This window comes from Mesorhizobium sp. 131-2-1 (assembly GCF_016756535.1).
Lineage (GTDB): Bacteria > Pseudomonadota > Alphaproteobacteria > Rhizobiales > Rhizobiaceae > Mesorhizobium.
Genome location: NZ_AP023247.1, coordinates 1,223,366 through 1,249,209, shown reverse-complemented (window position 1 = coordinate 1,249,209; position 25,844 = coordinate 1,223,366). Strand labels below are relative to the sequence as shown.

The window sequence follows — 25,844 nt, the reverse complement described above, 5'->3', positions numbered from 1 at the left end:
TGTTGTATTTTTGCCGATCAGGAACCGGCGCCGGAGAGCGTGGTGACGGCGCGGCGGTTCTGCGACCAGCAGGAGATGTCGTCGCAGACCGCGACCGGGCGCTCTTTGCCGTAGGAGATCGTCTTCAGGCGCTGTGCCGAAACGCCCTTGGAGACCAGGAAGTCGCGGGTGGCGGCGGCGCGGCGGGCGCCGAGCGCCAGATTGTATTCGCGCGTGCCGCGTTCGTCGGCATGGCCCTCGATGACGATGGCATACTGCTTGTACTGGTTCAACCACTGCGCCTGCCGCGACAGCGTGGTCTGCGCGTCGGCGCGGATCGACGAGGAGTCGGTGTCGAAGAAGATGCGGTCGCCGATGTTGACGGTGAAGTCCTGCGCGGAGCCTGGCGTGGCGGCGCCGGCGCCATTAAGGCCAAGATCGGCCGCGCTGTTCGGCGTCTTCTTCGAGGCGCAACCGGTAATGGCGAGCATCGCGACCAGCGCGATCATCACCGGGTTTGTGGTAAGTCTTGCGATACGGCTCATGCCGCCTCTCCTTCGCATTTCGAGTGATTTCGTTGATCACCCAGTAACCACGTTTGGGTTAACCGGCATTCAAGAAACACGGTTAAAAATTGGTTTCGGCTGCCGTCCGCAACCGTCCCGCGCCACGCATTTACCAAAGGCGACAATGCCCGGGGACCGTAGGCGGAAATGCGGCCAAAACATGAAGAAAGAGGGGAACTGAGGAATTGAAGAAGAGGTCACCCCAGCCTCTCTCTGAGATTCACCAGCATTCCATAGATATGAGCATAAGACTGCTGCCACTCGTCGTGTTGGGCCTGCGTGACGTACTCAAGGTCGAACGCGTACGAAATCCACGTTTCCACTTCGCTGCATGACCCCATCGCCAATTCGTCAGTTCTTCACTTCCCCAATTCCCCTCATTCCAGCAGCGGCGACCAGGCCGGGTCGGAAGCGAAGTTCGAGGTCGGGATCGACTGCTCGTTGCGGCCGGTGAGGTCGACCGAAACCAGCTTCGGACCGCCGGCTGAGTCGCGGAAGAACATCAGCACGCGGCCGTTGGGCGCCCAGGTCGGCCCTTCCTGTTGGAAGCCGGACGACAGGATGCGCTCCCCCGAGCCGTCGGTCTTCATGACGCCGATCTGGAATTCGCCGCCGGTCTGCTTGGTGAAGGCGATGAGGTCGCCGCGCGGCGACCACACCGGCGTCGAATAGACGCCGTCGCCGAAGGATATGCGGGTCTGGCCCGAGCCGTCGGCGCCCATCACATAGATCTGCGCACGGCCGCCGCGGTCGGAGGTGAACACCACCTGGCTGCCGTCCGGCGAATAGGACGGCGAGGTGTCGATGGCGGTGGAGTTGGTGAGCCTGGTGGTCGAGCGGCTCCTCAGATCCATGGCGAAGATGTTGGAATTGCCGTCGTCGCGCAGCAGGCTCATGATCACCTTCTGGCCGTCGGGCGAGAAGCGCGGCGCGAAGGTCATGCCGGGAAAATTGCCGACCAGTTCGCGCTGCCCGGTCTCGATCTGCAGGAGATAGACCTTCGGCTGGCCGCTCTCATAGGACATGTAGGTGATTTCCTGCCGGTTCGGCGAGAAGCGCGGCGTCAGCACGATCGAGCGGCCGTCCGAGAGGTAGCGCACATTGGCGCCATCCTGGTCCATGATGGCAAGGCGCTTCTTGCGCGCGTTCTTGGCGCCGGACTCGTCGATGAAGACGACGCGCGTGTCGAAATAGCCCTTCTCGCCGGTGATCCGCTCATAGATGGCGTCGGCAATGATATGGGCGACGCGCCTGGTGTTGGCGTCATTGGCGAAGAATTGCTCGCCCGACATCTGCGTGCCCTCGAAAGTGTCCCACAGCCGGTACTGGGCGCGAATGCGGCCATCGGCTTCCTTGCCGACGCTGCCGGTGACCAGCGCCTGCGCATTGATCACCTTCCAATCGTCGAAGCGGGGCTGCGCGTCCGGGTTGGAGATCTTTTCGATGAAGGCGCTCTTGTCGATCGGCGCGAACAGGCCCGAACGCTTGAGATCAGCGGTGACAATGTTGGAAATCTCGGTGCCCAAAGCATCGCCGGACTGGAAGTCCGTGATGGCGATCGGCAGCGGCTCGACATTGCCCTTGTTGACATTGAGCTCAACCCGGGCCCAGGCCGGCAAGGCAGAGCCGGCTGACATGCCCAGCGTCATCGCTGCAATCATCAGGAGCGGCTTGAGGAAAGATCTCATGTCTTCTCGCTTCTCTTCTTTGATTGTTCGGACGCACGGCCTAGAGGCCAAGCATCTCTCGTGGATCGAACGTGACCTGGATGTCGTTCCAGATGTCCTGCTTGCCGGCAGGTACCTGCAGGCCCGCTGCGTTGCATTTTTGAATGGCGCGAACGGCGCTTTCGTCGAATTGGCGATTGCCGCTCGACTGCTCGATCGTCGGGCGGCCGTCGAGCTTGCCGGATGTATCCAGATTGAACTGGACAACCACCACAAAGCTCTCCGATCCTTCCAGACCGGCCGGAATTGACCAGCAACCAGCAAGCTGGCTTTCCAAAGCCCCTTGCTCCGACTTCGACAGCTTCTGGCCCTGATCCTTTTCGCCACCGAGCGAAGCCTGCTGGGTCGAGCGCTTGGCGCCGCCGCCTGACGGTTTCTGCTTGTCCAGCATGGCGGAGATCTCGTCGGCGTTGAACTGCTTGTCTTCCGACTTCGGCTTCGACGAAGCTTCCTTGACCGGCTTCTCAGCATCCTTGCGGTCCGGCGCCTTGGCGCTTTCGGCCTGCGCCGGCTGCGGCTTCGGACGGGCTTCAGGCGCTGGGGCCGAATCCGGAAGCTGCGTCGTCTCGGTCGGCGGCTCCTGGGCAATGGCCTCGGCGACGGCGTCCGGCTTGACCTCCGGCTTCGGCTCGATCGCGGCGGTCTTGTCCTGCGGCGGCGTGGGCGCCGGCTCCTTGGCCGGCGTCGGCTTCGGTTCGGTCTGCTTGACCGGCTCGGGCTTGACCTCTTCCTTCGGCTGCGGCACCGGCGCCACTTCCGTCGCCGGCGTCGGCTTCGGCGCTTCCTTCGGCTTCGGTGCGTCCTCGGGCTTCGGCTTTTCGGTCGGCGTTGGCGCCGGCGGCGGCGCCGACGTCAGGTCGACCGGCTTCGGCTTGGCCTCGTCGGTGATCGGCTTGTCGGTGTCGACGCTGTTCTCGCCGACCTTCTGCGCAGCGGGGACGATGTCCGGGCGCTTGGTCGGCATCGGCGCCGGCTTGTCGTGCATCACCGCTTTCTTGTCACCTTGCAGCGTCTGCGCGATGGCCTCCATCGGCACGATGTCGACCGCCACCGACTCGACATCGGACGCGGGCATGGCAGGCGGCGAGGACAGCGTGAACAGCCCGAAGGCGATCGCCACCGTATGCAAGATCACCGATGTGGTGAGGCCGGTCCTCATCTTGCTTCTACTGATCCTGTTCCTGCAGCGAAACCAGGCCGATGTTCTTGTATCCGGCGGCCGAAATGCGGGCCATGACCTTCATGGCGGTACCGTAGTCCGTCAGTTTGTCGCCGCGGATGAAGATGCGCTCGTCATAGCCGGTCTTGGAGATCGCCTGCAGCTTGGCCACCAGTTCCTCGATCGGGATCTCGGTCTCCTGCAGATAGATCTGGCCTGCGGCGTTGATCGAGACGGTGATCGGCTGCGTGTCGACATTCATCGCCTTGGCCTGCGTATCCGGCAGGTCGATCGGCACGCCGACCGTCAAGAGCGGTGCCGCGACCATGAAGATGATCAAAAGCACCAGCATCACGTCGACCATCGGCGTGACGTTGATTTCCGACATCAGGCCGTGATGACGACCACGCCGCCTGTGGCCGCGCCCGCCGCGTCCCGCCATGCCTACGGACATACCCATATTCGTACCTCAGGCCTTCTGCGCGACTTTTTCATCGATTTGCCGCGAGAGTATGGCGGAGAACTCGTCGGAGAACCCTTCCATGCGCACGGCGATCTTGTTCGCGTCCGATGACAGCTTGTTGTAGGCGATGACCGCGGGAATGGCCGCGAGCAGGCCGATGGCCGTGGCGAGCAGCGCCTCTGCGATGCCGGGCGCCACCACCGACAGGCTGGTGTTCTTTGAGGCGGCGATGGCCTGGAACGAGGTCATGATGCCGATGACGGTGCCGAACAGGCCGATGAAGGGCGCGGCCGAACCGGTGGTGGCGAGGAAGCCCAGCCTTCCTTCCAGCCGCTCCATCTCGCGCGTCAGCGCCAGGTCCATCGCCTTGTCGATACGGGTCTGCAGGCCGAGCGGCGATTTGGCGCCCTTCTCGAAACTCTTCTTCCATTCGCGCATGGCGGCGACGAAGATCGCGCCCATGCCGGTGGTCTTGCGGTCGGCGAGCGTCCGGTAGAGCTCTTCCAGCGACTGGCCCGACCAGAACACCTGCTCAAAGCGGTTGAGGGCAAGCCGCATGCGCGCATAGGCGACCAGCTTGTCGACGATGATCGCCCAGGTCCAGATCGAGGCGCCGAGCAGCCCGATCATGACCAGCTTGACGACCCAGCTGGCCTGCATGAACAGCGCCCAAATCGACAGATGCGCGCCCGGTTCGGCGAGTGCGATGTTTTCCATGGTTACGTCCTTAAGATTTTCCGGGCGTCGCTGGCGGCTGGGCCCATGGGCATCCCTTGTGGTCCGTTCGCGCGAAGCTTGAAGCTTGCGAGATCACCCCGAATGCACCGTATCGCGGCCTTTTCGGGGCAAATATTGGTGAAAGGAAGGCGTTCGGATTCCGCCAATCTTCACCAATCTCTTCATGAACCGTTATGGTTAAGGATGGGTTAGGATATGAAGCGCGGCGCATTGCCGCGCCCCCATATCCATGGCGTGGGTAGTCGCGTCAGTGGATTGAATGCCGCTTCACATCCGCAGGCTGCCGGGGGTGTGCTGAGATTCAGGTCAGGCCGAGCCGGAGTCGAAGACGGGCGCGAAGCGACCAAACTGGGTGGGTTCCGAGAACCGGAGCGGAGCGTACTTGAAGTACGTGAGCACCGGAAGCGCAGGAATCCGCCATTTGCAGGCCGGCAGCACCTGAATGTCAGGACGGCATGGGCATGAAGGCGGCGATCCATTCCTTGGGAAAGCGCCTCGGACGGCCATTCTCGCCGATGATCGCCGCCTCGACCTTGGCCTCGACCAGCACCTCGCCGCCGCGCTTCAGTTGCTGCGCCATGAAGATGCGGGCGCCGGAAATATCCTCGGTGCGCGTATCGATGGTCAGGATGTCGTCCATGCGGGCCGGACTTTTGAAGTCGATCTCCATGCGCCTGACCACCCAGACGATGCGCTCGCCATGCTTGCCGTCGGCAAGCTCGGTATGGTGGACGCCCGCCAGCCTGAGATAGTCGGAGCGGCCGCGCTCGAAGAATTCGAGATAGCGGGCGTGGTAGACGACGCCGGAGAAATCGGTGTCGGCATAGTAGACCCGCGCCATCAGCCGGTGGCCGAATTCCGTCAGCGCGCCGGAGAGCCCGGCGCTGAGCGCCGCCGATTCACCATGATCGTCCATCGCGCTTTCCTTTTCTGGCCCGAGCAGGCAGGTGTTGCGGCGCTGGAACCGGATGGCACTGTTGGGCGCGATGATCAAGACCTTGATGGCGGCACTGCTGGTGCTCGGCGCTTGGGTGCTGCCAGGGCAAGCGGCGACGTTCTCGATGAAGCGCGGCCTCAATCTCGACCAGTGGACGACCTGGACCGGCGAGGAGAAATGGAACGACCCGCAAGCCATCCTGCCCTATCCGGAATGGCGAAAGTTCCTCAAGGAGGATGACCTCAAGGCGCTGAAGGATGCCGGCTTCGATTTTCTGCGCATGCCGGTCGATCCCTCGCCCTTCCTGTCCGACGAGGCGTTTGCGCTGCGCGACGACCTCTATGCCAGCGTGCTGGACTCGGCGCGCATGATCAATCGAGCCGGGCTGAAGGTGATCGTCGACATGCATCTGATCCCGGCCGGCGGCAACCGCAAGATCGGCATGGGGCAGGTGATGGACGATCCCGAGACCTTCGACGCCTATGTCGACGTGGTGCGCAGGATGGCGCGCACGCTGTCGGCGGAAGACCCGGCGCAGGTCGCCTTCGAGCCGATGAACGAGCCGATCGTCGACTGCGACGGCGACGACACCAGTCTCTGGCCGGACCGCCAGAAGAAGCTGTTCGCGGCGGCGCGCTCCTCGGCCACCAGGCTGACGCTGATCCTGACCGGCGCCTGCTACTCCAACGCCGCATCGCTGGCCAGGATCGATCCGAAGCTGATCGCCGACGACAACATCATCTGGACCTTCCATTCCTACGATCCGTTCCTGCTCACCCATCAGGGCGCGACCTGGGCCGGCGACTTCATCCGCTATGTCACCGGCCTGCCCTTTCCGCTGACCGCTGTGCCGCGAGCGCAACTCGACGTGGCGCTGGACACGATCCGCGCCCGCATCAAGGCCGAGGCGCCCTGGACGCGCCGGAGCGGCATGCTTGCCTATCTCGACGAGCAGGTGGCCAGCATGGATACGGACGACAAACTGCTCGGCATCATGGACGCGCCGTTCAAGGCGGTTGAAGCCTGGGCCAAGGCCAACGGCATAAAGCCTGCCGACATCACCCTCGGAGAATTCGGCATGATCCGCCAGGAATACGGCAACGGCTATGTCATGCCGGCCGAATACCGGGCCGCCTATGTCAGGCAGATGATCGCGCGCGCCGAGGCGCACGGCTTTTCCTGGTCGGTGTGGGGCTATGGCGGCGCCTTCGGCATCGTTGACGCGTTCGATGGCGACAAGGCGGAGCCTGCCGTGATGGATGCGATCAAGTCACTTCCCTAGGCGCCAGAGCGGAATCAGGACTAACCCAGATCGATCTGCAGGATTTCCGGCCGCATGCCGAAGCGCACCGGCATGATGCTGAAGCCGAGCCCTCCCGAAACGATCAGGTTGCGGTCGTTTTCGACGACATGGCCGTAGGCGTAGCGGTTGCCGAACCGCGACGGCACGACCGGCGAATAGCCGAACAGCCGCACCTGCCCGCCATGGGTGTGGCCGGACAGCGTTAGCGAAACCCGCCACGGCACTTTCGGGAAGATATCAGGCTCATGCGCGAGCAGGATGACGGGAGCGGTATCGCTCACCTTGGCCAGCGTGCCATCGAGATCGTCGAGACCCCTGGGCTCCGCACGGCCCTCTCCCGGCAGCAAGGCAAGCTGGTCCGCGAGGCCTGCGAGCCAGAAGCCGAGCCCGTCCTTTTCCAGGCGCAAGGCATCGTTTTCGAGCACCGTGATGCCGGCGCCCTCGAGTGCCTTGCGCGCCTCGGTTGGTCCGGTCCCGGCCCTTTGCGCGACAGGATCGTGCCACCAATCGTGGTTGCCAAGGATCGCCATTGCGCCGAGCGGCGCTTTCAAGCCGGACAGAGCTGAGGCCCATTCCGATGCAGACACCCAATCCGTCACCAGGTCCATGCCGGCGACATAGTCGCCGAGCAGCACGATGAGATCCGGCTGCAGCGCGTTTGCCTCGTCGGCAAGCGAGGCGATCCGCTCCGGCGTCATCCATGGCCGGCAGGCATGGATGTCGGCCAGCGCGACAACGCGCAGCTTGAGGCCCGCCGGCCAGTGCGGTGGCGCCAGCGAATAGCGCTTCACATGCGTCAACAGCATCGGCTCGATGCCGACCGCATAGGCGCTGAGCGACACCATCGACAGGAACGAGCCGCCGATGAGGCGCAGGAAGCCACGTCTGGTGATCATAGGTCCGCCCCGGCCCTTGAGTGGCAATTGCGTCAAGCTAGAGGCGGCAATTGCGTCTTCAGCTTGGCCGAGGCGAGCAGATTTTGCGCAGACCAGCCGTTCTCCGCGCGAGCGGGGAACAAATTTCCGTTACTCTTCCTGGAACAGGCTGATCTGCTGCTGGGCAAGATCCTTCGGCGCGTCGAGGCCGAGATGGCGCCAGGCATTGGCTGTCAGCACGCGGCCGCGCGGCGTGCGCTGGATGAAACCCTGCTGGATCAGATAGGGCTCGATGATGTCCTCGATGGCGTCGCGCGGTTCGGAGAGCCCCGCCGCGATGGTCTCGATGCCGACCGGCCCGCCGCCGAAATTGCGGGCGATCATCGACAGATAGCGGCGGTCGAGCGCGTCGAGGCCGAGCCCGTCGACCTCCAGCCTGGTCAGCGCCTCGTCGGCGATCCGGCGGTCGACATGGCCATCGCCGGCGACCGATGCAAAATCGCGCACCCGGCGCAGCAGCCGGCCGGCGATGCGCGGCGTGCCGCGCGCCCGCCGGGCGATCTCCAGTGCGCCATCGTCGCCGAGCGGCATCGAGAGGATGCGGGCGCCGCGCCGCACGATCTGCTCCAACTCCTCGACCGTGTAGAAGTTCAGCCGCACCGGAATGCCGAAACGGTCGCGCAGCGGATTGGTGAGCAGCCCGAGCCGCGTGGTGGCGGCGACCAGCGTGAAGCGGGCGAGGTCGATCTTGACCGAACGCGCCGCTGGCCCCTCGCCGATGATCAGGTCGAGCTGGAAATCCTCCATCGCCGGATAAAGGATCTCCTCCACCGCCGGATTGAGGCGGTGGATCTCGTCGATGAACAGCACGTCGCGGTCTTCGAGATTGGTGAGCAGCGCAGCGAGATCGCCGGCCTTGGCGATGACCGGCCCGGAGGTCGAGCGGAAATTGACGCCGAGCTCGCGCGCCATGATCTGCGCCAGCGTCGTCTTGCCGAGGCCCGGTGGGCCGACAAACAGCACATGGTCGAGCGCCTCGCCACGGCCCTTGGCGGCATCGACGAAGACCTTGAGATTGGCCCTGACCGCCGCCTGGCCGACGAACTCGTCGAGCGACTGCGGCCGCAAGGTCTGGTCGGCATCCTCGCCGCGCTTGTCGGGGGCAATGAGGCGGGGCGAAAGGTTCATGCCGCTTTCCTTGCATACGGCAGGGACCAGGACAAGCGTAGGCTCACCGCGCCAGTTCCTTCAGGCCGAAGCGGATCAACTTCGAGGCGTCGGCGTCCTCGCCGGCCGTCTTCAGCGCCGCCGAAACCGCATTGGCCGCGATGTCGCGCGAATAGCCGAGATTGACCAGCGCCGAGACGGCATCGGCGATCGGCGCCGGCGCCACGCCCTCGCCGAGCTCCTGCTTCAGCCCGATCGTGCCGGAGGCGGCGCCCGCATAGGCCGGCGCCTTGGCCTTCAGTTCGGTGACGATGCGCTCTGCCACCTTCTTGCCGACGCCCGGCGCGCGGGAGACCATGGCAATGTCACGCAAAGCGATCGCGTTGGCGAGGTCGGCCGGCGCCAGCGTCGAGAGGATGGCCAGCGCCACCTTGGCGCCGACGCCCTGCACATTGTTCATCAGCAACCGGAACCATTCGCGCTCCAGCGCCGACTGGAAACCGTAGAGGCGGATCATATCCTCGCGCACATAGGTCTCGATGAACAGCACCACCGCCTCGCCCGGCGACGGCAGCGATGCCAGCGTGCGTGCCGAACAATAGGCGACGTAGCCGACGCCATGCACGTCAACGAGGCAATAGTCCTCGTCGATCTCGTCCAGCGTGCCCTTGAGCTTGCCGATCATGGCTGTCCCCTCACGCCAGCGCCGCCATCCGATAAGCGACGCTCTGCCGGTGATGCGCGTGGCAGATGGCGATGGCCAGCGCATCGGCGGCGTCGTCGGTGTCGAACACCGCTTTCGGCATCAGCACCTTGACCATCATGTGGATCTGCTTCTTGTCGCCGTGACCGACACCGATCACCGCCTTCTTGACGGCGTTGGGGGCATATTCGGCGACCACCAGCCCGGCGCGCGCCGGCACCAGCATGGCGATGCCGCGCGCCTGGCCGAGTTTCAGCGTCGCCGTCGCATCCTTGTTGACGAAGGTCTGCTCGACCGCGGCCTCGTGTGGCATGGCCTGATGCAGGACTTCGACCAGCCCGTCATGCAGTTGGCAGAGCCTGATCGCGAGCGCCGCCTTGTCGTCGGAACGCACCGTGCCGGAGGCGACGAAACGCAACGAATTGCCGAGGCTCTCGACGATGCCCCAGCCGGTGCGCCTCAGCCCCGGATCGATGCCGATGATGCGAATCGCGTCCCCCATGCGCCAAGTCTACCTCCGACGCAGGGCGATGCCAGCAAAATGTGAACAAACCAGAAACGATGTCTCGCAGCAGCTCAGCGGCTGCTTGAGAATTCGCCCCGACGAGAGAGGATATGATCTTTCAGCCGCGGGCGAAGGCCGTGTTGAGCAGGCTGATCTGGTCGGAGACCGGATTGACGCGGCGGGCGACCGGCGGCGTGTCGGCCAACGCGTTGCCGTAGATCTCCTCGTCCATGCGGCGCACCAGCGCCTGCAGGCGCAGCGAGCGGGTGACGAGGTCGAGAAAATCCTTCGGCAGTTCGTTCCAGCCGAGCGCCTCGTCATGCGCGGACGCGGTGTCGAGCCGCACCTTGGACTTTTCCGAGGCGACCTGGTCGCGGGTCATCTCGCCGGAATTCGCGGCGCGCTGCAGAAGCAGCCAGGACGCAACCTGCATCAGCCTGGTGGTCAGTCGCATCGATTCGGCGGCGTAGAGCGTCGCTGCCGTCCGCGACAGTTTCTTGGCCTCGGCCCGACCCTTGCCGTCGAGATATTCGGCGGCCTGTTCGACGAGGCCCATGCCCTCCTGATAGAGCGGCTTGAAGGATTGGGAGAAAACCCGGCGCTCCGCCAATTTGATGGTTTTCGCGCTTCCCTTGGAAGGCTCGTTCATCGATACGCCCCTGCACTGCCGCAAGCCGAATCAGCACTCTTGCCGTAACGCCCTGCACCCTAAAACGACTAGGCTTGAAAATGCGCTTCGCCGCAGGTGAAGGCAAGCACATGTTTAACGAAGGGTTAACGCCCCGGCCGACGGTTCCCGCAGACAAAAAAAGAGCCGCGGATAAGGCGGCTCTCAGGAGTTTAACAGGGAGGCGTCAAACAAAGTGGCTCCAACCACTCGGTAAGAATCCAGATCACTGGATGTGGATAGTAAACGCCTGTAAAGCTTAATGAAGTCTTAACGGCGCCGAGATTTTTTTACCAAGCGCCCCGCTTCTGTGCCGTAACAGAACAGCCGACGCTGCCCGCGCGGGTGCGAAAACCCGGTGCTCTCGGCGCCACGAAACACACCGGCCGCTGGCGCGACATCGTTCCGAAACACGCCCCAGGCTAAACGCCCGCTCCTCTGAGCCGGCGGGCAAATCCGCTCGACCGCAAATCGCCAGGAGCACCCATGGATTGGTATTCGATCGTCAAATTTCTTCACGTCGTCTCGGCCACTTTATGGGTCGGCGGCGGTTTCGCGTTGTTCCTGCTTGGCCTGCTTGCCGAACGCGCCGGAAACATCGAGGGCAAGCTGCAGGCGATGCATGCCACCGGTCAATTGGGCAACCGCTACTTCGCGCCGATGTCGATGCTGACGCTGCTCTTCGGGCTCATCATGTGCGGCTTCTGGGTAGGCTTCTCCGACCTGTGGATCCTGATTGGCCTTGCCGGATACGCCACGACCTTCGCGATCGGCATGCTCGTGTTCAAGCCGAGCGCCGACCGCATGGCCGCCATGATTGCAAAGGACGGCGTGACGCCGGCAGCCCTTTCCGTGGGCCAGCGCATCATGAGCGCCGCCCGGTTCGACTATTCGGTGATGCTGGTGATCATCGCCGACATGGTGCTCAAGCCGACCGCGCATGGCATCGCCATCCTGGCCGGCATGGCTCTGGTGGTGGCGGCGGGCGCCACGCTGGCCTTCGGCGGCAACCGCCGGCTGGTGGAGAGCGCCGCCTGACAGCGCAGTTGGCGAGGGCGGCCGGATGGTTGCCCTCGCCGCCTAGATCAGGCCGGCGATCCCGTCCCAGAGCAGCTTGACTGCAACGATGGCCACGGTCGCATAGGTGAACGGATAAAAAACCTCCGGCCGCATGCGCCGCACCAGCCAGGCGCCGGCGATGGTCGCCAGCGGCGCCAGCGGCATCAGCACCGCCGATGCCGTCAGGTTGGTGGTGTCGAACTGGCCGAGCGCGAAATAGGGGATCAGCTTCAGCGCATTGGTGGCGGCGAAGAATATCGCCGATGTGCCCGACAGCACTTTCGGGTCGAGCCGGATCGGCAGCACATAGACCTGGAAGGGCGGGCCGCCGACATGGGCAACGAAGCTGGTGAAGCCGGCGACAGTGCCCCAGAAGGCGGCAGCCACCCGGTTGGGCGCCGCGGCGTGGTCGGCGCCGTGGCGGAATTGCAGGTAGAGCCAGCGCAGCACGAAGATCAGCGCGACGGCGCCGACGATCAGCCGCACCATCTCCTCGGTGACCAGCGCCGCCGTCAGCCAGCCGAGCCCGATGCCGATCACCGCGCCCGGCATCATGTCGACCAGCATCTTGCGGTCGTAGACGCCCCACCATGTCCAGACCGAGACGATGTCCATCAGGCACAGGATCGGTAGCAGGATGGCGGCCGCCTGCACCGGCGGCATGGCCAGCGCCATCAGCGGCACGCCGACGAAGCCGACGGCACCGCCGAAGCCGCCCTTCGACAGTCCGACGAGAATGACCGCCGGAATGGCGGCGGCATAGAACCACGGATCGCTGAGCAGGCCTGTCATGGGGATGAGAGCGGCTGGAGGATGGCGGGAAGCCCTGCAATAGACCAGAATGCGGCGCATCGCGATAGCCAATGTGCCCCGGCAGCCGCCTGCACGATCAACTGTCCGTAACACGGCTTTTCAGGATTTGCGGCAGCGCGGGGCCATGCATAAGGTCCCGGCCCCTGCACGAGGTTTTGACATGAGCGAAGTCCACATCCGCCGCGCTAAGCAAGCCGATCTCCCGGCCATTGTCGCCATGCTGGCGGACGATCCGCTCGGCCGCGGCCGGGAGGACGCCAGCCAGCCGCTGGGCCAGGCCTATCGGGACGCCTTCGCGGCCGTCGACGCCGATCCCAACCAGTTCCTGGCTGTCATGACGGATGGCGGCCGTGTCATCGGCACGCTGCAGATCTCCTATCTCGCCGGCCTGTCGCTGCAAGGCGCCTGGCGCGGCCAGATCGAGGCCGTCCGCGTCGCCGCCGACCGGCGCGGCGAGCGGCTCGGGCAACGCCTGCTGGAATGGGCGATCGGGCAATGCCGCAAGCGCGGCTGCAAGGTCGTCCAGCTGACGACCAACAAGAGCCGGGCGGACGCGCACCGCTTCTATGAACGGCTCGGCTTCAAGGCGAGCCACATCGGCTACAAGCTGGACCTCTAGCGGTTGGTGTCGTTGGCTGTCTGCAATCGCGGCCGCAGCCAGCCCTACATCTTGTCCGGTCCCGGGTCGCCACCGGCGGCGGTGATTGCGAGCCGGCTCAGATAGTGCGTCCAGCCCTTCTCATGGCTGTCGCAAATCTCCCGGTCGACAAGGCCGCTATGGGTGAGCTTGACCCGCGTTCCGCCGGACTCTTCGACCAGATCGATTTCAACAAGGCTCGAACCGGGCGGTGTCTGGTCGTTGCCCTCCCAGCCGAAGCTGTAGGCAAGGCGGTGGACGGGTACGACCTCGGTGAATTGGCCGCGTGCCGTAGCTCTTCCTGCCAAATTCAGCAAGTAAAGACCGCCGGGGGTAGGCTCCGCCGTTGCCTCCGTTCCCATCCAGCGCACGATCTTGTCGGGATCTGTCAGGAAGGCGAAGACCGTCGCCGGCGGCGCCGCGATCTGTACCTCACGACGAACGATCAAGGGTTCAGCCATCGAAATCTCCCGGGTGTGCGCGCGGCAACATGGCTCGCCCGCCGGACCAGCTCTTTCGATTCGAAGCTAAATCGCCCTTCCGTTCAACAAAAATCTCTTTGGGTTAAATTCGCGCTGGTGACAGCGACGGAACGCCGAAGCATGATCGTGTCGATGCGGCTTTCTTCAACTCTCGCCTGGCTGGTCGACAGCGCCGGCGGCGCCGTCCAACCGGAAGATTTTCTGGCTACGCTCGGCGCGCGGCTGGTTGACGATGGGCTGCCTCTCGCCGGCGGAGCCCTGACGCTCGCCGCGCCGCATCCGATCATAACGCGTCGCGCCTGGCTGTGGCGGGCCGAGACGGGCGTCGTCATGGAGGCGCTGGGTTTTGGCACCGGCGCGATGCTTGGAGCCGGGGAGAGCGATCTCGGACGCGAATGGCTGGCGGGACTGGGAACCGGTGTTGTGCACGATTACACGGTTGGGCCTGAACGTGGGGATGCGCAATTCGAGAATCCAAAACTGAATTGGGTCGCGACCCGTCCTCTCGCAAAACACGAATCGAACACGCTGGACCAGGTGGCGCGCTTCGCCGCCGCGCCACTTGCCGCTCTCGCCGCCAGGTCGACGCTGTCAGCCCTGCTTCAGGCCTATCTCGGGCAGCGAAGCGCGGCGCAGGTGTTGGCCGGCCGTTCTCGCCGCGAGGTTGGTGAGACGATCCGCGCCGTCCTGTTCTATAGCGATTTGCGCGACTTTACCGCCCTGTCGGAGGAGACGGACGCCGAACAGGTCGTGGCGGCGCTCAATGCCAGCTTCGACCGCATCGCCGGCGCCGTTCACGCTTTTGCCGGCGAGGTGCTGAAATTCATCGGCGACGGGGTGCTGGCGATCTTTCCTGTCGGCGAGCGCTCGGCTTCACAAGCTTGCGAGGCAGGGTTGCGCGCGATCGGAGCGGCGCGGGCGGGCATGGCGCAGCTCAATCAGGTCCGTACCAGTCAGGGCATGCCCGAACTGCAGTTCGGCATGGCGCTGCATCTGGGCGACATGGTGTGGGGCAATATCGGCACAGCCGACCGGCTGGATTTCACCGCGATCGGCCCGGCCGTAAATCTCGTCAGCAGGCTCGAAGGCCTGTGCCGGCCGCTTGGAAGGAGTGTGCTGATCTCGGGCGCCGTCGCGGCGGAAATATCAACGCCCTTGGTCCCGCTGGGCGAACATCAATTGCGCGGAACCGCCAGATCGTGCGCCGTCTTCGGCTTGCCGGACGCATGATCCCTAGGGCGGTTCACCGTTTCACGGACACCGAACTGCTCTATCGCTTTGTTTTTGCGCAATTCCGGATGGAAAACCGCTCCACGCTTTTCCCAGAATAACTCTAGACGCCCAGCGGCGGCGGGCGGCGGCGGATCGGCTGCGCCTTGATGATGGCCGTGCTCGTCTCCGCCTTGTCGGCGATCCGGTCGAGAAGCCGGTCGAGCTCGCCGATCGAGCGCACGAACAGCCGCGCGACGAAGCAGTCGTCGCCCGTCACCTTGTCGCATTCGCCGAATTCGGGCGTCTCCTCGATCAGTTTCTGCACGATGTGCAGCTTGCCCGGCAGCGGCCGGATGCGCACGATCGCCTGCAGCGGGTAGCCGAGCGCTTCCGGATCGACCTCGATGGTGAAGGCGCGGATGACGCCGCGCTCCTCCAGCCGCCGCAGCCGCTCCGAAACGCTCGGCGACGACATGCCGACTTGTTGCGCCAGATCCTTCAGCGACGTTCTGGAATCCTGAACGAGTATGTCGAGAAGGCGCCGGTCGAGATCATCGAGCATTTTGCATATTCCAAGACAAAATGGGTTTTGCCTTATTTAATTAGGCTACGGGGTCATACTCTCTTTCCCACGGCATGGAAATGGCCGTCTGCGCTTGAGATCATGAGGCCCTGAAAATCCAGAGGCTGTCTCATGAACAATACGCTGCGCGGCACGGTCGAAATGACCGCGGCAATGGCGATCCTCGGCACGATCGGTTGGTTCGTCGTGCTTTCCGGCCAGCCGGCCATCGACGTGGTGTTCTGGCGATGCGCCTTCGGCGCGGCGACGTTGCTCGTCATCTGCGCAGCGCTTGGCCTGCTGCGCAGAACACTGACGCCGCGCATCGCTGGGCTTGCCGCTCTCGGCGGCGCTGCCATCGTCATCAATTGGCTGCTTCTGTTCAGCGCATTTCCCCGCGCCTCGATCTCGATCGCCACCGCCGTCTACAACACGCAGCCCTTCATCCTGGTCGGCTTCGGCGCGCTCTTCCTCGGCGAACGCCTGACCCTGACCAAGCTGGCCTGGCTCGCCATCGCCTTCGCCGGCATGCTCATGATCGTGCAGACCGGCCCGGATGCCGGCGATGTCGGCACCGACTATGCCACCGGCATCGTGATGGCGCTGGGGGCCGCCTTCTTCTGGGCCGTCGCAGCCATCGTCACCAAGGCGCTCAAGGGCACGCCGCCGCATTTGATCGCGCTTATCCAGGTCTGCGTCGGCGTCGTCATGCTGGCGCCCTTCGCCAATCTTTCCCACCTCCCCACCGATGGCTGGAGCTGGGCCATGCTGGCGACGCTCGGTGTCGTCCACACCGGCCTGATGTACATATTGATGTACGGCGCCATCCAGAAGCTGCCGACGCATCTGCAGGGCGCGCTTTCGTTCGTCTATCCCGTGGTAGCGATCCTCGTCGATGTCGGCGCCTTCGGCCACCGGCTGCACTTCGCCCAGATCCTCGGCGCCGCCGCCATCCTGATCGCCGCTGCTGGCATGACCCTCGGCTGGACGCTTTGGAAGCCGAAGGCGCCGAGCCCGCAAGCGGCCGAGTGAAAGACCGCGACGGCCATCATATCGGGCGACGGTCCGCCCGACCCGGTTGGCTCTGATGTGACGATCCCCGCTGGCCCGCCTGTTCAAACCGGGCGCTTTGCTCTATGCCGCAATGCAACCATCTTCGCCCGGCATAGGCGAAAACCGGGATCGAAGACCAATGAACGACGCCACGCCGCCGAATCGCTGCCGTATCGTGCTGATCGCGCCGAAAGACGCGGCTGCCGAGCGCATTGCCGCGGCCTTCGAGGGCGGCGATGTCGCCTCGCTCATCCTGCCCGAAAACGGCATGGACGAGGCCTCCTTCCAGGCCTTCGCCGAAAAGATCGTGCCCGCGGCGCAGGCGGCGGGCATAGCGGTCGTCATCGCCGGCGACACCCGCATCGCCGGCCGCGTCCAGGCCGACGGCATCCATGTCGAGGTCTCCAGCCAGGAGCTCGCCGAGACCATCGAACACTTGCAGGGAAGGATGATGGTCGGCGTCGGCGGCGCCAAGACCCGCGACGATGCGCTGACGCTCGGCGAGGCGCGGCCCGACTATATGTTCTTCGGCCGCTTCGGCTACGACAACAAGCCGGAGCCGCATCCGCGCAACCTGTCGCTTGGCCAATGGTGGGCCGAGATGATCCAGATCCCGTGCATCGTCATGGCCGGATCCGATCTCGCGTCGGTCGCGGCGGTGGCTGCCACCGGCGCCGAATTCGTGGCGCTGTCCAGCGCCGTCTTCGCCGAGGGGATCGACCCCCAGGCTGCCGTCGCCGCCGCCAACGCGCTGCTCGACGAAACCGCGCCGCGTTTCGAGGATTGACGTGCGCCGGTCCTTGCTTCCCCTCGCGGTCTTGGCCGCAGCCTTCATGACCGGCGCGGCGCCAGCTGCGCAGACCGTTCCGCTGCCGCAGCCCCGGCCGGATGCGGGCGTGCCGGACGCAAGCGCGCCGGCCGCAAATGCGCCAGCCGCAAGTGCCCCTGCCACCGGCGTTCACGTCGACAAACCGATCGCCACACCGCTGCCGCAGCCCGCCACCACGGCCCCGCTGCCGTCGGCGGACGCCATCAACCCTGATCGCTTCGGCGCCAAACCGTCGGATTCGGCCTATGGCGCCTTTCAGCGCGGCCTCTACAAGACCGCCTACAATCTCGCTCTGGTGCGTGCCCAGAATGGCGATCCGGCCGCGCAGACCCTGGTGGCGGAGATCCTGTCGCGCGGGCTCGGCGTGCCCCTTAACGCCGCGGAGGCCGCGAAATGGTACGCACTCGCCGCCGAGCAGGGCGTGCCGGAATCGCAATTCCAGTACGCGCTGATGCTGCTCGACGGTCGCTACGTCAAGAAGGACGAGAAGGCGGCTTATGCGCTGATGCAGGCCGCCGCCGAGGCCGGCAACCGCCTGGCGCAGTTCAATTTCGCGCAATTGCTTGTTCAGCAGGATCCCGGCGACGCCGGCATGGCCAAGGCCGCCACCTACTATGAGCGTGCCGCCGCCACCGGATTGGCCGACGCGCAATATGCGATGGCCCAGATCTACGCCAACGGCGTCGGCGGCAAGCGACGTGACGACGCCCAGGCGCGCATCCTTCTGGCGCAGGCCGCCAGGCAGAATTACGATACGGCGCAGATCGACCTCGCCACATGGATGATCGAAGGACGCGGCGGCGGACGCGACCTGAAGTCCGGCTTCGGCTGGATGAAGCAGGCGGCAGAAGGCGGCAACGTCGCCGCCCAGAATCGCCTCGCCAAGCTCTACATGGAAGGCATCGGCACCGACCCGGACCTGATCCTCGCCGGCGCTTGGTATATCGTTGCCCGTCGCGCCGGGCTGATCGATCCCGAGATGGATGATTTCCTCCAGGGCCTGGACGACGACCAGACCAAGCAGGCGCTGCAGAAGGCGAACCGTTTGCCCTGACGCGCGCCGCCGCACGGCGGCCCGCCGTCCGTTCCCTTGCCACTCTCCCTTGCCACTCGGGGCGATTTGTGGTCTTGGAGGCGCCAAATCGCCCTCAGGGCGGCTCTCTCATCCCGGATCAAACCCATCATGGCCAAGATCAATGGCAACGAAATCCGTCCCGGCACCGTCATCGAGCACGATGGCGGCCTCTGGGCCGCGGTCAAGACCAACACCGTCAAGCCCGGCAAGGGCGGCGCCTACAACCAGGTCGAATTGAAGAACCTCATCACCGGAACCAAGCTCAACGAGCGCTTCCGCTCGGCCGAGACCGTCGAGCAGATCCGGCTCGACTTGAAGGATTTTTCCTTCCTCTACGAGCAGGGCGAGGCGCTGGTGTTCATGGATACCGAAAGCTACGAGCAGCTCGAACTGGCGAAGGATTTCGTTGGCGATCGCGCCGCCTTCCTGCAGGACGGCATGATGGTGACGGTCCAGCTCTACGAGGAACGGCCGATCGGCATTTCGCTGCCCGACCAGGTGACACTCGCCATCACCGAGGCCGACCCCGTGGTGAAGGGCCAGACGGCTGCCTCGTCCTACAAGCCCGCTGTGCTGGAGAACGGCATCCGCGTGCTGGTGCCGCCCTTCATTGCCGCCGGCGAGCGTATCATCGTCGACACCAACGAAATCACCTACATCCGCCGCGCAGACTAGGACGCGGGACAGCGGGAAGAGAAAATGGCGCGTTCAGCGATCCTCAATGTCATGGTCCAGGCCGCTATGAAGGCCGGCCGCTCGCTGTCGCGCGACTTCGGCGAAGTGCAGAACCTGCAGGTGTCGATGAAAGGGCCGGGCGACTATGTCAGCCAGGCCGACCGCAAGGCAGAGGACATCCTGTTCACAGAACTGTCGAAGGCGAGGCCCGGCTATGCCTTCCTGATGGAAGAGCGCGGCGCCATTGAGGGCGAGGATGGCCAGCACCGCTGGATCGTCGACCCGCTCGACGGCACCACCAACTTCCTGCACGGTATCCCGCTCTTCGCCATCTCGATCGCGCTGGAGCGCCAGGGCCAGATCGTCGCCGGCGTCATCTACAATCCGGCGATGGACGAGCTCTACACCACCGAGCGCGGTGGCGGCGCCTTCATGAACGACCGCCGGCTGCGCGTGGCCGGCCGCACCAAGCTCACCGACGCCGTGATCGGCTGCGGCGTGCCGCATCTCGGCCGCGGCCAGCACGGCAACTTCCTGATCGAATTGCGCAATGTGATGGCCGAGGTCTCGGGCGTGCGCCGCCTCGGTTCCGCCTCGCTCGATCTCGCCTATGTCGCCGCCGGCCGCATGGACGGCTTCTGGGAGGTCGGCCTGTCGGCGTGGGACATGGCCGCCGGCCTGCTTCTGATCCGCGAGGCGGGCGGCTTTGCTTCCGACTTCGACGGTGGGCAGGACATGCTGGAGCGCGGCTCGGTCGTCGCCGGCAACGAGATCATCCAGCGCGCGCTCCTGAAAACGGTGAAGAAGCCGCTGCCCTCTCGTTGACAGGCAAGTCACGCTGACGGGCACGCCGCGCTCAAGCGCCGCAGTCGCAAAACGGCAACCAAAGCTTGAAATACTGTCCGGCGGATGCCCAGATGAGGGCGATGCAGGACCGTTCATGAGCGATACCAGGTCACAATCCCAGATCGAGATCCCGTTCGTGGGGCGCTGGCATTATTCGCGTGCCGAAATGATCGCCGACGGCATCGTCCATGCCGTGGGCATCGTGCTGGCGATCGCCGCGGGCTCTGCCTTCCTGGCGCTGGCCGCCTTTCATGCCGGCCCGGGCGAATACATCGCCGCCGCCTTCTATGTCGTCTCGCTGCTCACCGTCCTGTCGGTGTCGCTGGCTTATAATCTTTGGCCGGTGTCATCGCCGGCGAAGTGGATCCTGCGCCGCTTCGACCATGCCGCGATCTATCTGCTGATCGCCGCGACCTACACGCCCTTTCTCGCCCAGATCGACGGCTCCCCGCTCGCCGTCTCGATGATCGTGCTGGTCTGGACAGCAGCGGCCATCGGCATCGCCATCAAGGTGCTTTTCCCCGGCCGTTTCGACCGGCTGGCGATCGTCTTCTACCTCGCCATCGGCTGGAGCGGCATCGTCCTCGTCGGCCCGCTGGTGCGGACCTTGCCGGTGACGTCGATCGCGCTGATCGTCGCCGGCGGCGTCGTCTATTCGCTTGGTGTCATCTTCTTCGCCTGGAAGGGACTGCGCTTCCACAATGCCGTCTGGCACGGCTTTGTCGTGACCGGCGCCGGCCTGCATCTGGCCGCCATGGTCGACTGTCTGGTGATAAACCGGTTCTAGAGCATGACGCCAAAAGTGGGAGCCGGTTTTCGGAAAGATCATGCTCCAACAACAAGGTAGAGCCCCATCCCGATTCCATCTGGATGGAACAGCGCTCTGAGCCCCGGCTTGGCATTATTGCCAACCACCATTCAATTTGGTCACAATTCCGTTTAGAGTCGCCGTCAACGTGATCGGCGGCGCGGCATCGGAAACGGGGTTCGGATGGCTTTTCTCAGATCCTTCGGCGTGGGCAGGCGTTCCGACGTTCTGATTTACGATCCGCACAAATTGTCGAGCCCCCAGGTTTTCCTGCTCACCATGGTGATCTTCCTGGTCATCGTAGCCTTCATCGCCGCCATCCTCACCCGCCAGATCTCGACCGCCTTCGTCACCAACCCCGGCCTCAACGGCCTCATCATCGGCGTGCTGGTCGTCGGTATCCTGCTCGCCTTCGTCCAGGTCGGGCGCCTGTTCCGCGAGGTGCGCTGGGTCAACTCGTTCCGTGCCGGCTCGGAGACGACCGAACCGGTGCTGCTGGCGCCGATGAAGGCGATGATCGGCCGTTCGTCGACGGTCGCTTTCTCGACCAGCTCGATGCGCACCATGCTGGATTCCATCGCCACCCGCCTCGACGAAAGCCGCGACACCTCGCGCTACCTCGTCGGGCTGCTGGTGTTCCTTGGCCTGCTCGGCACCTTCTGGGGCCTGCTCAACACCATCGGCTCGATCCGCGAGACCATCGAATCGCTCGATCCTGGCACCGGCGACGCGGCCGCCGTGCTCGATTCGCTGAAGCAAGGGCTTGCGGCGCCGCTCGCCGGTATGGGCACGGCGTTTTCATCCTCGCTGTTCGGCCTCTCCGGCTCGCTGGTGCTCGGCTTCCTCGACCTGCAGGCCGGCCGCGCCCAGACCCGCTTCTACACCGAGTTGGAAAACTGGCTGTCTTCGGTCACCGATCTGTCGCACGATATCGTCGTCTCCGACTCGGCCAGGACCGAGCCCTCCGACGAGATCCGCCTGCTGTCGGAAAGGCTGCGCAGCCTGCAGGAGAATGGCGGCGGCTCCAATCCGCGCGTCGCCACCGCGATGGCCAACCTCGCCGACGGCATCTCCGGCCTGGTCAAGAACATGCGTTCGGAGCAGCAGATCATGCGCGACTGGGTCGAGGCGCAGTCCGACGAGCAGAAGGCGATGCGCAACACGCTGGAGAAGATCGCCGACGCGCTGAAGAAGCCGGGAGTGCACTGACGTGGCGCTGGCAAGGCGGCGCGCCGATCGCCGCATCGACTATTGGCCGGGCTTCGTCGACGCGCTGTCGACGCTGCTGCTGGCGATCATGTTCCTGCTCACCGTCTTCGTCTTGGCGCAGTTCCTGCTCGGCCGCGAGATCTCCGGCAAGGACACGGTGCTCAACCGCCTCAATTCGCAGATCAACGAACTGACCCAGCTTCTGGCGCTGGAGCGCTCGACGACGCAGGACAGGGAGGATTCGCTCGCCAATCTGCAGGCCTCGCTATCGGCGTCGGAGGCGGAAAAGAGCCGGCTCGAGCAATTGCTGGCGCAAGGCGCCGGCGCCGGCGACGCGGCCAACCAGCGCGCCGCGGCCCTCTCCGGCGAGCTCGACAGCCAGCGCCAGATCAGCCAGCAGGCGCTGAGCCAGGTCGAGATCCTCAACCAGCAGATCGCGGCGTTGCGCAAGCAGATCGGCGCGCTCGAGGACGCGCTCAACGTTTCGGAGGCACGCGACCGCGACTCCAACACCAAGATCGCCGATCTCGGCCGCCGCCTCAACGTCGCGCTGGCGCAACGCGTGCAGGAGCTGAACCGCTACCGCTCCGACTTCTTCGGCCGCCTGCGTGAGATCCTCGCCGACCGCGAGAACATCCGCATCGTCGGCGATCGCTTCGTCTTCCAGTCGGAGGTGCTGTTCCCGACCGGCTCCGAAGAGATCAACGATGCCGGCAAGGTCGAAATGAAGAAGCTCGCCGACGCAATCATCGAGCTGCAGAAAGAGATCCCGCCGGAGATCAACTGGGTGCTGCGCGTCGACGGCCATACCGACAACAAGCCGCTCTCGGGTGCCGGCCGCTATCGCGACAATTGGGAGCTGTCGACGGCGCGCTCGACCTCGGTGGTGAAGTTCCTGATCGAGAACGGCGTGCCGGCCAACCGGCTGGTCGCGGCCGGCTTCGGCGAGTTCCAGCCGCTCGACCCAGCCGACACCGACGAGGCGCGCAGCAAGAACCGCCGCATCGAGCTGAAGCTCACCGAACGGTGATCGCGTATCACGCGAATTTGTTCGCCAGCTCAACGCTAGGGCGCAGGCGCGTGGCCGGCAAGGCCTGAAAAGATTATCTTTTTTTAATTACACTTCGCGACCGGGCGCTCCTAGTTTGCCGCGCAGGGCCGAGAACCGCCGGCGATGCCTCCCATCGCGACGCGACGGAACCCGACGGCCCACAAGGTCGGAAAGCGGAGCGGCGCGGCCGCTCCCTTCCCCAGCAAAAGGATGCGCCACCATGCGCGTTTCAATCTCCCTCAGGACTGCTACGCTTGCCGCAATTCTCGTCACGGCCCCGCTCGCCGGCGCTTACGCTGCCGGACACCACAAGGGCGCCCTCGACGCGGCAGATCCGACCGATTTCACCGGTCCGCGCGTGACCGGCCTTATCGAGCAGGTGCAGGGCGTCGACCAGGGCATCACCGATGCGCGGCAGGAGAATGCGATTACGTCGGCCGAGGCGCAGACGCTGCGCATGCGCGCCGCCCATATCAGCCAGGCCGCCGCAAAGACGGCCGCCGCAGATCATGGCAGGATACCGGCAGCGCAGTATCATGATCTGCTGCGCCAGATCGACGATGTCGACCAGGCGCTCCGCATCGACACCGGGGCCGGCTTCCTGATGGGCGACGGCGCCGACGGCGGGCGCTATCCCAACGGCTGATCGCCTGGGCCGAGGAAGGGACCACCTGGCGCCCGAGGGAACTCCATCCCAAGGGCGTCCTTTTTACCAGCCCAGCCAGAGCACGATGATGGCGATCGCGGCCGGCACGGTCTGGATGAACAGGATCTTCCTGCTGACGGTCGCCGCTCCGTAGAGACCGGCGATGGCAACGCAGATCAGGAAGAACATCTTGATCTGGAACCCGGCCGCGCCGAGATAGAGGCCCCAGATCAGCCCGGCGGCGAGAAAGCCGTTATAAAGTCCCTGATTGGCGGCCAGCACCTTGGACGCCTTGGCGAAATCCGGCGTCAGCCTGAACGCCTTGTGGCCTTGCGGCGTGTCCCACAGCACCATCTCCAGATAGACGATGTAGCAGTGGATCAGCGCCACCAGCGCGACCAGGATGTTGCCTGTCATATTCCCCTCCGCTTCGTTGCGAACATTGATCACGCCGCAGCTTGCCCGCGCAAGACGGCTTGGCACCCCGTATGGGTCGGGGTTGCCAAGGCCGGCGCGTTGGTATCTTTTCGCGCCACCCAATTCGATAGCAGACCAGACCGGAACCGCCATGTCCTTTCACAAACTCGACGACCTCGGCCACAAGCTCGAAGCGCTGGAGCATGCGCTCGCCATCCTCGGCGCCGACGAGGCCACGCATATGGCGGTCGGCGGCGGCGAGAAGCGCGCCGAGGCGATGTCGGCGCTCGCCGGCATGCTGCACGCCCGGGCGACGGCGCCGGAGATCGGCAGCTGGATCGCGACCGCGGAAGAGGAAGCGCTGAACGAGGAGCAGCAGGCTGCGGTCAGGGAGCTGCGCCGGCAATACACCAACATGACCTGCCTGCCGGTCGAGTTCGTTGAGCGGCAGACGACCGCGCGCATGCGCTCCGAGCAGCTCTGGCGCGACCTGCGCGCGAAAAACGACTGGGCGGGATTCCAGCCGGCGCTGGAAGGCGTGGTCGCCCTGGTGCGCGAGGAAGCGGCCTTGCGCGCCGATGCGCTTGGCCTCGATCCCTATGACGCGCTGATGGAGCAATATGACCCCGGCAACCGCACCGCCGACATCACGCCGGTCTTCGCCGAGCTGAAAGGCTTTCTCAAAGGTTTCGTGCCGGAAGCGCTGGCGGTGCAGGAGGCGCGGCTGGCGAAGCATCCGCTGAAGCCACTTTCCGGCAGCTACGCGATCGAGCGTCAGCGCGAGCTTGGCCTTGCCATGATGGCGGCGGTCGGCTTCGACCTCACCCACGGATCGCTGTCGGTGTCGCACCATCCCTTCTGCGGCGGCGTGCCGAGCGACGTGCGCATCACCACCCGCTACAAGACCACCGATTTCCTGTCGGCGCTGATGGGCGTGCTGCACGAGACCGGCCATGCGCTTTACGAGCAGAACCTGCCCAAGGCCTGGGCACACTGGCCGCTCGGCAAGGCGCGCGGCATGGCGGTGCACGAAAGCCAGAGCCTGTTCGTCGAAAAGCAGGTCGGCCGCAATCCGGCCTTCTGGCGCTGGGCCCTGCCGGTGGTCGAGAAGCATCTTGGCGAGACCTGGTCGATCGACGACATCCTGCCGCATGTGCACTGGGTCGAGCGCGGCCTGATCCGCGTCGACGCCGACGAGGTCACCTACCCGCTGCATGTCATCCTGCGCTACGAATTGGAGCAGGAGCTCGTCTCAGGGCGGCTGGAGGTTGCCGACCTGCCCGAAGCCTGGGACGCCAAGATGCGCGAATACCTTGGCCTGTCGACCCTGGACAATCCGGCCGACGGACCGATGCAGGATGTGCACTGGCCAGGCGCCGCCTTCGGCTATTTCCCGTCCTATACGCTGGGCGCCATGATGGCGGCGCAGCAATGGGCGGCGCTGACGCGCGAGCATCCGTCCGCCGACGACGACCTCGCCAGGGGCGACTTCAGCGCCATCAACGCCTGGCGGCGGGAAAGGATCTGGGCGCAAGGCTCGCGCTGGTCGACCCCGGACCTGCTCGAACGCGCCACCGGTGAGAAGCTCAATGCAGCGTATTTCACCGAGCATCTGCGCAAGCGCTATGGCACGGCGTGACGGCGAGGGCCGTATGAGGCCTGCGCCATGCCGGTTGGAGTC

General features: G+C 64.9%; 30 protein-coding genes. 14 read left to right on the top strand and 16 right to left on the bottom strand.

The features are described 5' to 3' along the window. Positions 1-17: 17 nt before the first annotated feature. The 7 genes from pal to ybgC form a co-directional block, all read right to left on the bottom strand. Positions 18-524: a peptidoglycan-associated lipoprotein Pal gene (gene pal, locus JG743_RS06120; protein WP_202298930.1), complete on the bottom strand. Its 507-nt coding sequence runs from the start codon at positions 522-524 to the stop codon at positions 18-20. Positions 525-742: 218 nt separating this feature from the next. Next, positions 743-886, bottom strand: a complete 144-nt coding sequence (locus tag JG743_RS06115) for a four helix bundle protein (RefSeq protein ID WP_244673173.1) — start codon at positions 884-886, stop codon at positions 743-745. Positions 887-922: 36 nt separating this feature from the next. Beyond that, complete coding sequence (gene tolB, locus JG743_RS06110; protein ID WP_202298929.1) at positions 923-2,233, bottom strand: Tol-Pal system beta propeller repeat protein TolB; 1,311 nt, start codon at positions 2,231-2,233, stop codon at positions 923-925. A gap of 40 nt (positions 2,234-2,273) precedes the next feature. Further along, positions 2,274-3,431 carry a TonB family protein gene (locus JG743_RS06105; protein ID WP_202298928.1) on the bottom strand — a complete coding sequence of 386 codons (1,158 nt, stop codon included), beginning with the start codon at positions 3,429-3,431 and terminating at the stop codon, positions 2,274-2,276. A 7-nt stretch (positions 3,432-3,438) separates the two neighbouring features. Beyond that, the gene (tolR, locus tag JG743_RS06100) at positions 3,439-3,891 is read right to left on the bottom strand and encodes a protein TolR (RefSeq protein ID WP_202298927.1); all 453 of its coding nucleotides are present in this window, start codon (positions 3,889-3,891) and stop codon (positions 3,439-3,441) included. 9 nt (positions 3,892-3,900) lie between these two features. Then, complete coding sequence (gene tolQ, locus JG743_RS06095; RefSeq protein WP_202298926.1) at positions 3,901-4,611, bottom strand: protein TolQ; 711 nt, start codon at positions 4,609-4,611, stop codon at positions 3,901-3,903. A gap of 466 nt (positions 4,612-5,077) precedes the next feature. Further along, positions 5,078-5,548: a tol-pal system-associated acyl-CoA thioesterase gene (gene ybgC / locus JG743_RS06090; RefSeq protein WP_202298925.1), complete on the bottom strand. Its 471-nt coding sequence runs from the start codon at positions 5,546-5,548 to the stop codon at positions 5,078-5,080. Between the two features lie 52 nt (positions 5,549-5,600). Between ybgC and JG743_RS06085 the strand changes: the two genes are divergently transcribed. Beyond that, positions 5,601-6,851, top strand: a complete 1,251-nt coding sequence (locus tag JG743_RS06085) for a glycoside hydrolase family 5 protein (RefSeq protein WP_202298924.1) — start codon at positions 5,601-5,603, stop codon at positions 6,849-6,851. A 20-nt stretch (positions 6,852-6,871) separates the two neighbouring features. On the opposite strand, the gene JG743_RS06080 is transcribed toward JG743_RS06085, so the two are convergent. From JG743_RS06080 to rcdA, 5 genes are all read right to left on the bottom strand, one after another. Continuing rightward, positions 6,872-7,768 carry a metallophosphoesterase gene (locus JG743_RS06080; protein WP_202298923.1) on the bottom strand — a complete coding sequence of 299 codons (897 nt, stop codon included), beginning with the start codon at positions 7,766-7,768 and terminating at the stop codon, positions 6,872-6,874. 129 nt (positions 7,769-7,897) lie between these two features. Then, on the bottom strand, positions 7,898-8,935 hold the full coding sequence (gene ruvB, locus JG743_RS06075; RefSeq protein WP_202298922.1) for a Holliday junction branch migration DNA helicase RuvB: 1,038 nt from the start codon (positions 8,933-8,935) through the stop codon (positions 7,898-7,900). 43 nt (positions 8,936-8,978) lie between these two features. Continuing rightward, on the bottom strand, positions 8,979-9,599 hold the full coding sequence (gene ruvA / locus JG743_RS06070) for a Holliday junction branch migration protein RuvA (protein WP_202298921.1): 621 nt from the start codon (positions 9,597-9,599) through the stop codon (positions 8,979-8,981). A 10-nt stretch (positions 9,600-9,609) separates the two neighbouring features. Next, the gene (gene ruvC / locus JG743_RS06065; protein WP_202298920.1) at positions 9,610-10,119 is read right to left on the bottom strand and encodes a crossover junction endodeoxyribonuclease RuvC; all 510 of its coding nucleotides are present in this window, start codon (positions 10,117-10,119) and stop codon (positions 9,610-9,612) included. Positions 10,120-10,240: 121 nt separating this feature from the next. Beyond that, the gene (gene rcdA / locus JG743_RS06060; protein WP_202298919.1) at positions 10,241-10,771 is read right to left on the bottom strand and encodes a protease adaptor protein RcdA; all 531 of its coding nucleotides are present in this window, start codon (positions 10,769-10,771) and stop codon (positions 10,241-10,243) included. 504 nt (positions 10,772-11,275) lie between these two features. Here rcdA and JG743_RS06055 point away from each other — a divergent pair. Continuing rightward, positions 11,276-11,827, top strand: a complete 552-nt coding sequence (locus JG743_RS06055; protein ID WP_202298918.1) for a DUF2269 family protein — start codon at positions 11,276-11,278, stop codon at positions 11,825-11,827. Between the two features lie 42 nt (positions 11,828-11,869). Here the strand turns inward: JG743_RS06055 and JG743_RS06050 are convergent, their stop codons facing one another. After that, positions 11,870-12,640, bottom strand: coding sequence for a sulfite exporter TauE/SafE family protein (locus JG743_RS06050; protein WP_202302456.1), 771 nt, complete (start codon positions 12,638-12,640; stop codon positions 11,870-11,872). A gap of 181 nt (positions 12,641-12,821) precedes the next feature. Here JG743_RS06050 and JG743_RS06045 point away from each other — a divergent pair, with 181 nt between their 5' ends. Beyond that, the gene (locus JG743_RS06045) at positions 12,822-13,280 is read left to right on the top strand and encodes a GNAT family N-acetyltransferase (protein ID WP_202298917.1); all 459 of its coding nucleotides are present in this window, start codon (positions 12,822-12,824) and stop codon (positions 13,278-13,280) included. Positions 13,281-13,324: 44 nt separating this feature from the next. On the opposite strand, the gene JG743_RS06040 is transcribed toward JG743_RS06045, so the two are convergent. Beyond that, complete coding sequence (locus tag JG743_RS06040; RefSeq protein ID WP_202298916.1) at positions 13,325-13,759, bottom strand: SRPBCC family protein; 435 nt, start codon at positions 13,757-13,759, stop codon at positions 13,325-13,327. A 153-nt stretch (positions 13,760-13,912) separates the two neighbouring features. On the opposite strand from JG743_RS06040, the gene JG743_RS06035 reads away from it, so the two are divergent. Continuing rightward, on the top strand, positions 13,913-15,010 hold the full coding sequence (locus JG743_RS06035; protein WP_202302454.1) for an adenylate/guanylate cyclase domain-containing protein: 1,098 nt from the start codon (positions 13,913-13,915) through the stop codon (positions 15,008-15,010). Positions 15,011-15,113: 103 nt separating this feature from the next. On the opposite strand, the gene JG743_RS06030 is transcribed toward JG743_RS06035, so the two are convergent. After that, positions 15,114-15,554, bottom strand: coding sequence for an Lrp/AsnC family transcriptional regulator (locus JG743_RS06030; RefSeq protein WP_202298915.1), 441 nt, complete (start codon positions 15,552-15,554; stop codon positions 15,114-15,116). A 132-nt stretch (positions 15,555-15,686) separates the two neighbouring features. Between JG743_RS06030 and JG743_RS06025 the strand changes: the two genes are divergently transcribed. From JG743_RS06025 to JG743_RS05985, 9 genes are all read left to right on the top strand, one after another. Further along, the gene (locus tag JG743_RS06025; RefSeq protein ID WP_202298914.1) at positions 15,687-16,586 is read left to right on the top strand and encodes a DMT family transporter; all 900 of its coding nucleotides are present in this window, start codon (positions 15,687-15,689) and stop codon (positions 16,584-16,586) included. Positions 16,587-16,746: 160 nt separating this feature from the next. Further along, the gene (locus JG743_RS06020; RefSeq protein WP_202298913.1) at positions 16,747-17,394 is read left to right on the top strand and encodes a thiamine phosphate synthase; all 648 of its coding nucleotides are present in this window, start codon (positions 16,747-16,749) and stop codon (positions 17,392-17,394) included. Between the two features lie 46 nt (positions 17,395-17,440). Then, entirely contained in the window at positions 17,441-18,490 is a 1,050-nt protein-coding gene (locus tag JG743_RS06015; RefSeq protein WP_202298912.1) for a tetratricopeptide repeat protein, read from the top strand. A gap of 129 nt (positions 18,491-18,619) precedes the next feature. After that, on the top strand, positions 18,620-19,186 hold the full coding sequence (efp, locus tag JG743_RS06010) for an elongation factor P (RefSeq protein WP_202298911.1): 567 nt from the start codon (positions 18,620-18,622) through the stop codon (positions 19,184-19,186). A 24-nt stretch (positions 19,187-19,210) separates the two neighbouring features. Beyond that, positions 19,211-20,011, top strand: a complete 801-nt coding sequence (locus tag JG743_RS06005) for an inositol monophosphatase family protein (RefSeq protein ID WP_202298910.1) — start codon at positions 19,211-19,213, stop codon at positions 20,009-20,011. A gap of 115 nt (positions 20,012-20,126) precedes the next feature. After that, complete coding sequence (gene trhA, locus JG743_RS06000; RefSeq protein WP_202298909.1) at positions 20,127-20,819, top strand: PAQR family membrane homeostasis protein TrhA; 693 nt, start codon at positions 20,127-20,129, stop codon at positions 20,817-20,819. A gap of 204 nt (positions 20,820-21,023) precedes the next feature. Further along, positions 21,024-22,049, top strand: coding sequence for a MotA/TolQ/ExbB proton channel family protein (locus JG743_RS05995; protein ID WP_202298908.1), 1,026 nt, complete (start codon positions 21,024-21,026; stop codon positions 22,047-22,049). A gap of 1 nt (position 22,050) precedes the next feature. Then, on the top strand, positions 22,051-23,079 hold the full coding sequence (locus tag JG743_RS05990; RefSeq protein ID WP_126057852.1) for a peptidoglycan -binding protein: 1,029 nt from the start codon (positions 22,051-22,053) through the stop codon (positions 23,077-23,079). Positions 23,080-23,320: 241 nt separating this feature from the next. Then, positions 23,321-23,746, top strand: a complete 426-nt coding sequence (locus JG743_RS05985; protein WP_202298907.1) for a hypothetical protein — start codon at positions 23,321-23,323, stop codon at positions 23,744-23,746. 63 nt (positions 23,747-23,809) lie between these two features. On the opposite strand, the gene JG743_RS05980 is transcribed toward JG743_RS05985, so the two are convergent. After that, complete coding sequence (locus tag JG743_RS05980) at positions 23,810-24,163, bottom strand: DUF1304 domain-containing protein (RefSeq protein WP_202298906.1); 354 nt, start codon at positions 24,161-24,163, stop codon at positions 23,810-23,812. 151 nt (positions 24,164-24,314) lie between these two features. On the opposite strand from JG743_RS05980, the gene JG743_RS05975 reads away from it, so the two are divergent. Continuing rightward, positions 24,315-25,802: a carboxypeptidase M32 gene (locus JG743_RS05975; RefSeq protein WP_202298905.1), complete on the top strand. Its 1,488-nt coding sequence runs from the start codon at positions 24,315-24,317 to the stop codon at positions 25,800-25,802. Positions 25,803-25,844 lie beyond the last annotated feature (42 nt).

Bases quoted from the DNA above. Each gene is read 5' to 3' on its own strand.
- pal (WP_202298930.1), bottom strand. From the start codon at position 524: ATGAGCCGTATCGCAAGACTTACCACAAACCCGGTGATGATCGCGCTG.
- JG743_RS06115 (WP_244673173.1), bottom strand. From the start codon at position 886: ATGGGGTCATGCAGCGAAGTGGAAACGTGGATTTCGTACGCGTTCGAC.
- tolB (WP_202298929.1), bottom strand. From the start codon at position 2,233: ATGAGATCTTTCCTCAAGCCGCTCCTGATGATTGCAGCGATGACGCTG.
- JG743_RS06105 (WP_202298928.1), bottom strand. From the start codon at position 3,431: ATGAGGACCGGCCTCACCACATCGGTGATCTTGCATACGGTGGCGATC.
- tolR (WP_202298927.1), bottom strand. From the start codon at position 3,891: ATGGGTATGTCCGTAGGCATGGCGGGACGCGGCGGGCGCGGCCACAGG.
- tolQ (WP_202298926.1), bottom strand. From the start codon at position 4,611: ATGGAAAACATCGCACTCGCCGAACCGGGCGCGCATCTGTCGATTTGG.
- ybgC (WP_202298925.1), bottom strand. From the start codon at position 5,548: ATGGACGATCATGGTGAATCGGCGGCGCTCAGCGCCGGGCTCTCCGGC.
- JG743_RS06085 (WP_202298924.1), top strand. From the start codon at position 5,601: ATGGCACTGTTGGGCGCGATGATCAAGACCTTGATGGCGGCACTGCTG.
- JG743_RS06080 (WP_202298923.1), bottom strand. From the start codon at position 7,768: ATGATCACCAGACGTGGCTTCCTGCGCCTCATCGGCGGCTCGTTCCTG.
- ruvB (WP_202298922.1), bottom strand. From the start codon at position 8,935: ATGAACCTTTCGCCCCGCCTCATTGCCCCCGACAAGCGCGGCGAGGAT.
- ruvA (WP_202298921.1), bottom strand. From the start codon at position 9,599: ATGATCGGCAAGCTCAAGGGCACGCTGGACGAGATCGACGAGGACTAT.
- ruvC (WP_202298920.1), bottom strand. From the start codon at position 10,119: ATGGGGGACGCGATTCGCATCATCGGCATCGATCCGGGGCTGAGGCGC.
- rcdA (WP_202298919.1), bottom strand. From the start codon at position 10,771: ATGAACGAGCCTTCCAAGGGAAGCGCGAAAACCATCAAATTGGCGGAG.
- JG743_RS06055 (WP_202298918.1), top strand. From the start codon at position 11,276: ATGGATTGGTATTCGATCGTCAAATTTCTTCACGTCGTCTCGGCCACT.
- JG743_RS06050 (WP_202302456.1), bottom strand. From the start codon at position 12,640: ATGACAGGCCTGCTCAGCGATCCGTGGTTCTATGCCGCCGCCATTCCG.
- JG743_RS06045 (WP_202298917.1), top strand. From the start codon at position 12,822: ATGAGCGAAGTCCACATCCGCCGCGCTAAGCAAGCCGATCTCCCGGCC.
- JG743_RS06040 (WP_202298916.1), bottom strand. From the start codon at position 13,759: ATGGCTGAACCCTTGATCGTTCGTCGTGAGGTACAGATCGCGGCGCCG.
- JG743_RS06035 (WP_202302454.1), top strand. From the start codon at position 13,913: ATGCGGCTTTCTTCAACTCTCGCCTGGCTGGTCGACAGCGCCGGCGGC.
- JG743_RS06030 (WP_202298915.1), bottom strand. From the start codon at position 15,554: ATGCTCGATGATCTCGACCGGCGCCTTCTCGACATACTCGTTCAGGAT.
- JG743_RS06025 (WP_202298914.1), top strand. From the start codon at position 15,687: ATGAACAATACGCTGCGCGGCACGGTCGAAATGACCGCGGCAATGGCG.
- JG743_RS06020 (WP_202298913.1), top strand. From the start codon at position 16,747: ATGAACGACGCCACGCCGCCGAATCGCTGCCGTATCGTGCTGATCGCG.
- JG743_RS06015 (WP_202298912.1), top strand. From the start codon at position 17,441: ATGACCGGCGCGGCGCCAGCTGCGCAGACCGTTCCGCTGCCGCAGCCC.
- efp (WP_202298911.1), top strand. From the start codon at position 18,620: ATGGCCAAGATCAATGGCAACGAAATCCGTCCCGGCACCGTCATCGAG.
- JG743_RS06005 (WP_202298910.1), top strand. From the start codon at position 19,211: ATGGCGCGTTCAGCGATCCTCAATGTCATGGTCCAGGCCGCTATGAAG.
- trhA (WP_202298909.1), top strand. From the start codon at position 20,127: ATGAGCGATACCAGGTCACAATCCCAGATCGAGATCCCGTTCGTGGGG.
- JG743_RS05995 (WP_202298908.1), top strand. From the start codon at position 21,024: ATGGCTTTTCTCAGATCCTTCGGCGTGGGCAGGCGTTCCGACGTTCTG.
- JG743_RS05985 (WP_202298907.1), top strand. From the start codon at position 23,321: ATGCGCGTTTCAATCTCCCTCAGGACTGCTACGCTTGCCGCAATTCTC.
- JG743_RS05980 (WP_202298906.1), bottom strand. From the start codon at position 24,163: ATGACAGGCAACATCCTGGTCGCGCTGGTGGCGCTGATCCACTGCTAC.
- JG743_RS05975 (WP_202298905.1), top strand. From the start codon at position 24,315: ATGTCCTTTCACAAACTCGACGACCTCGGCCACAAGCTCGAAGCGCTG.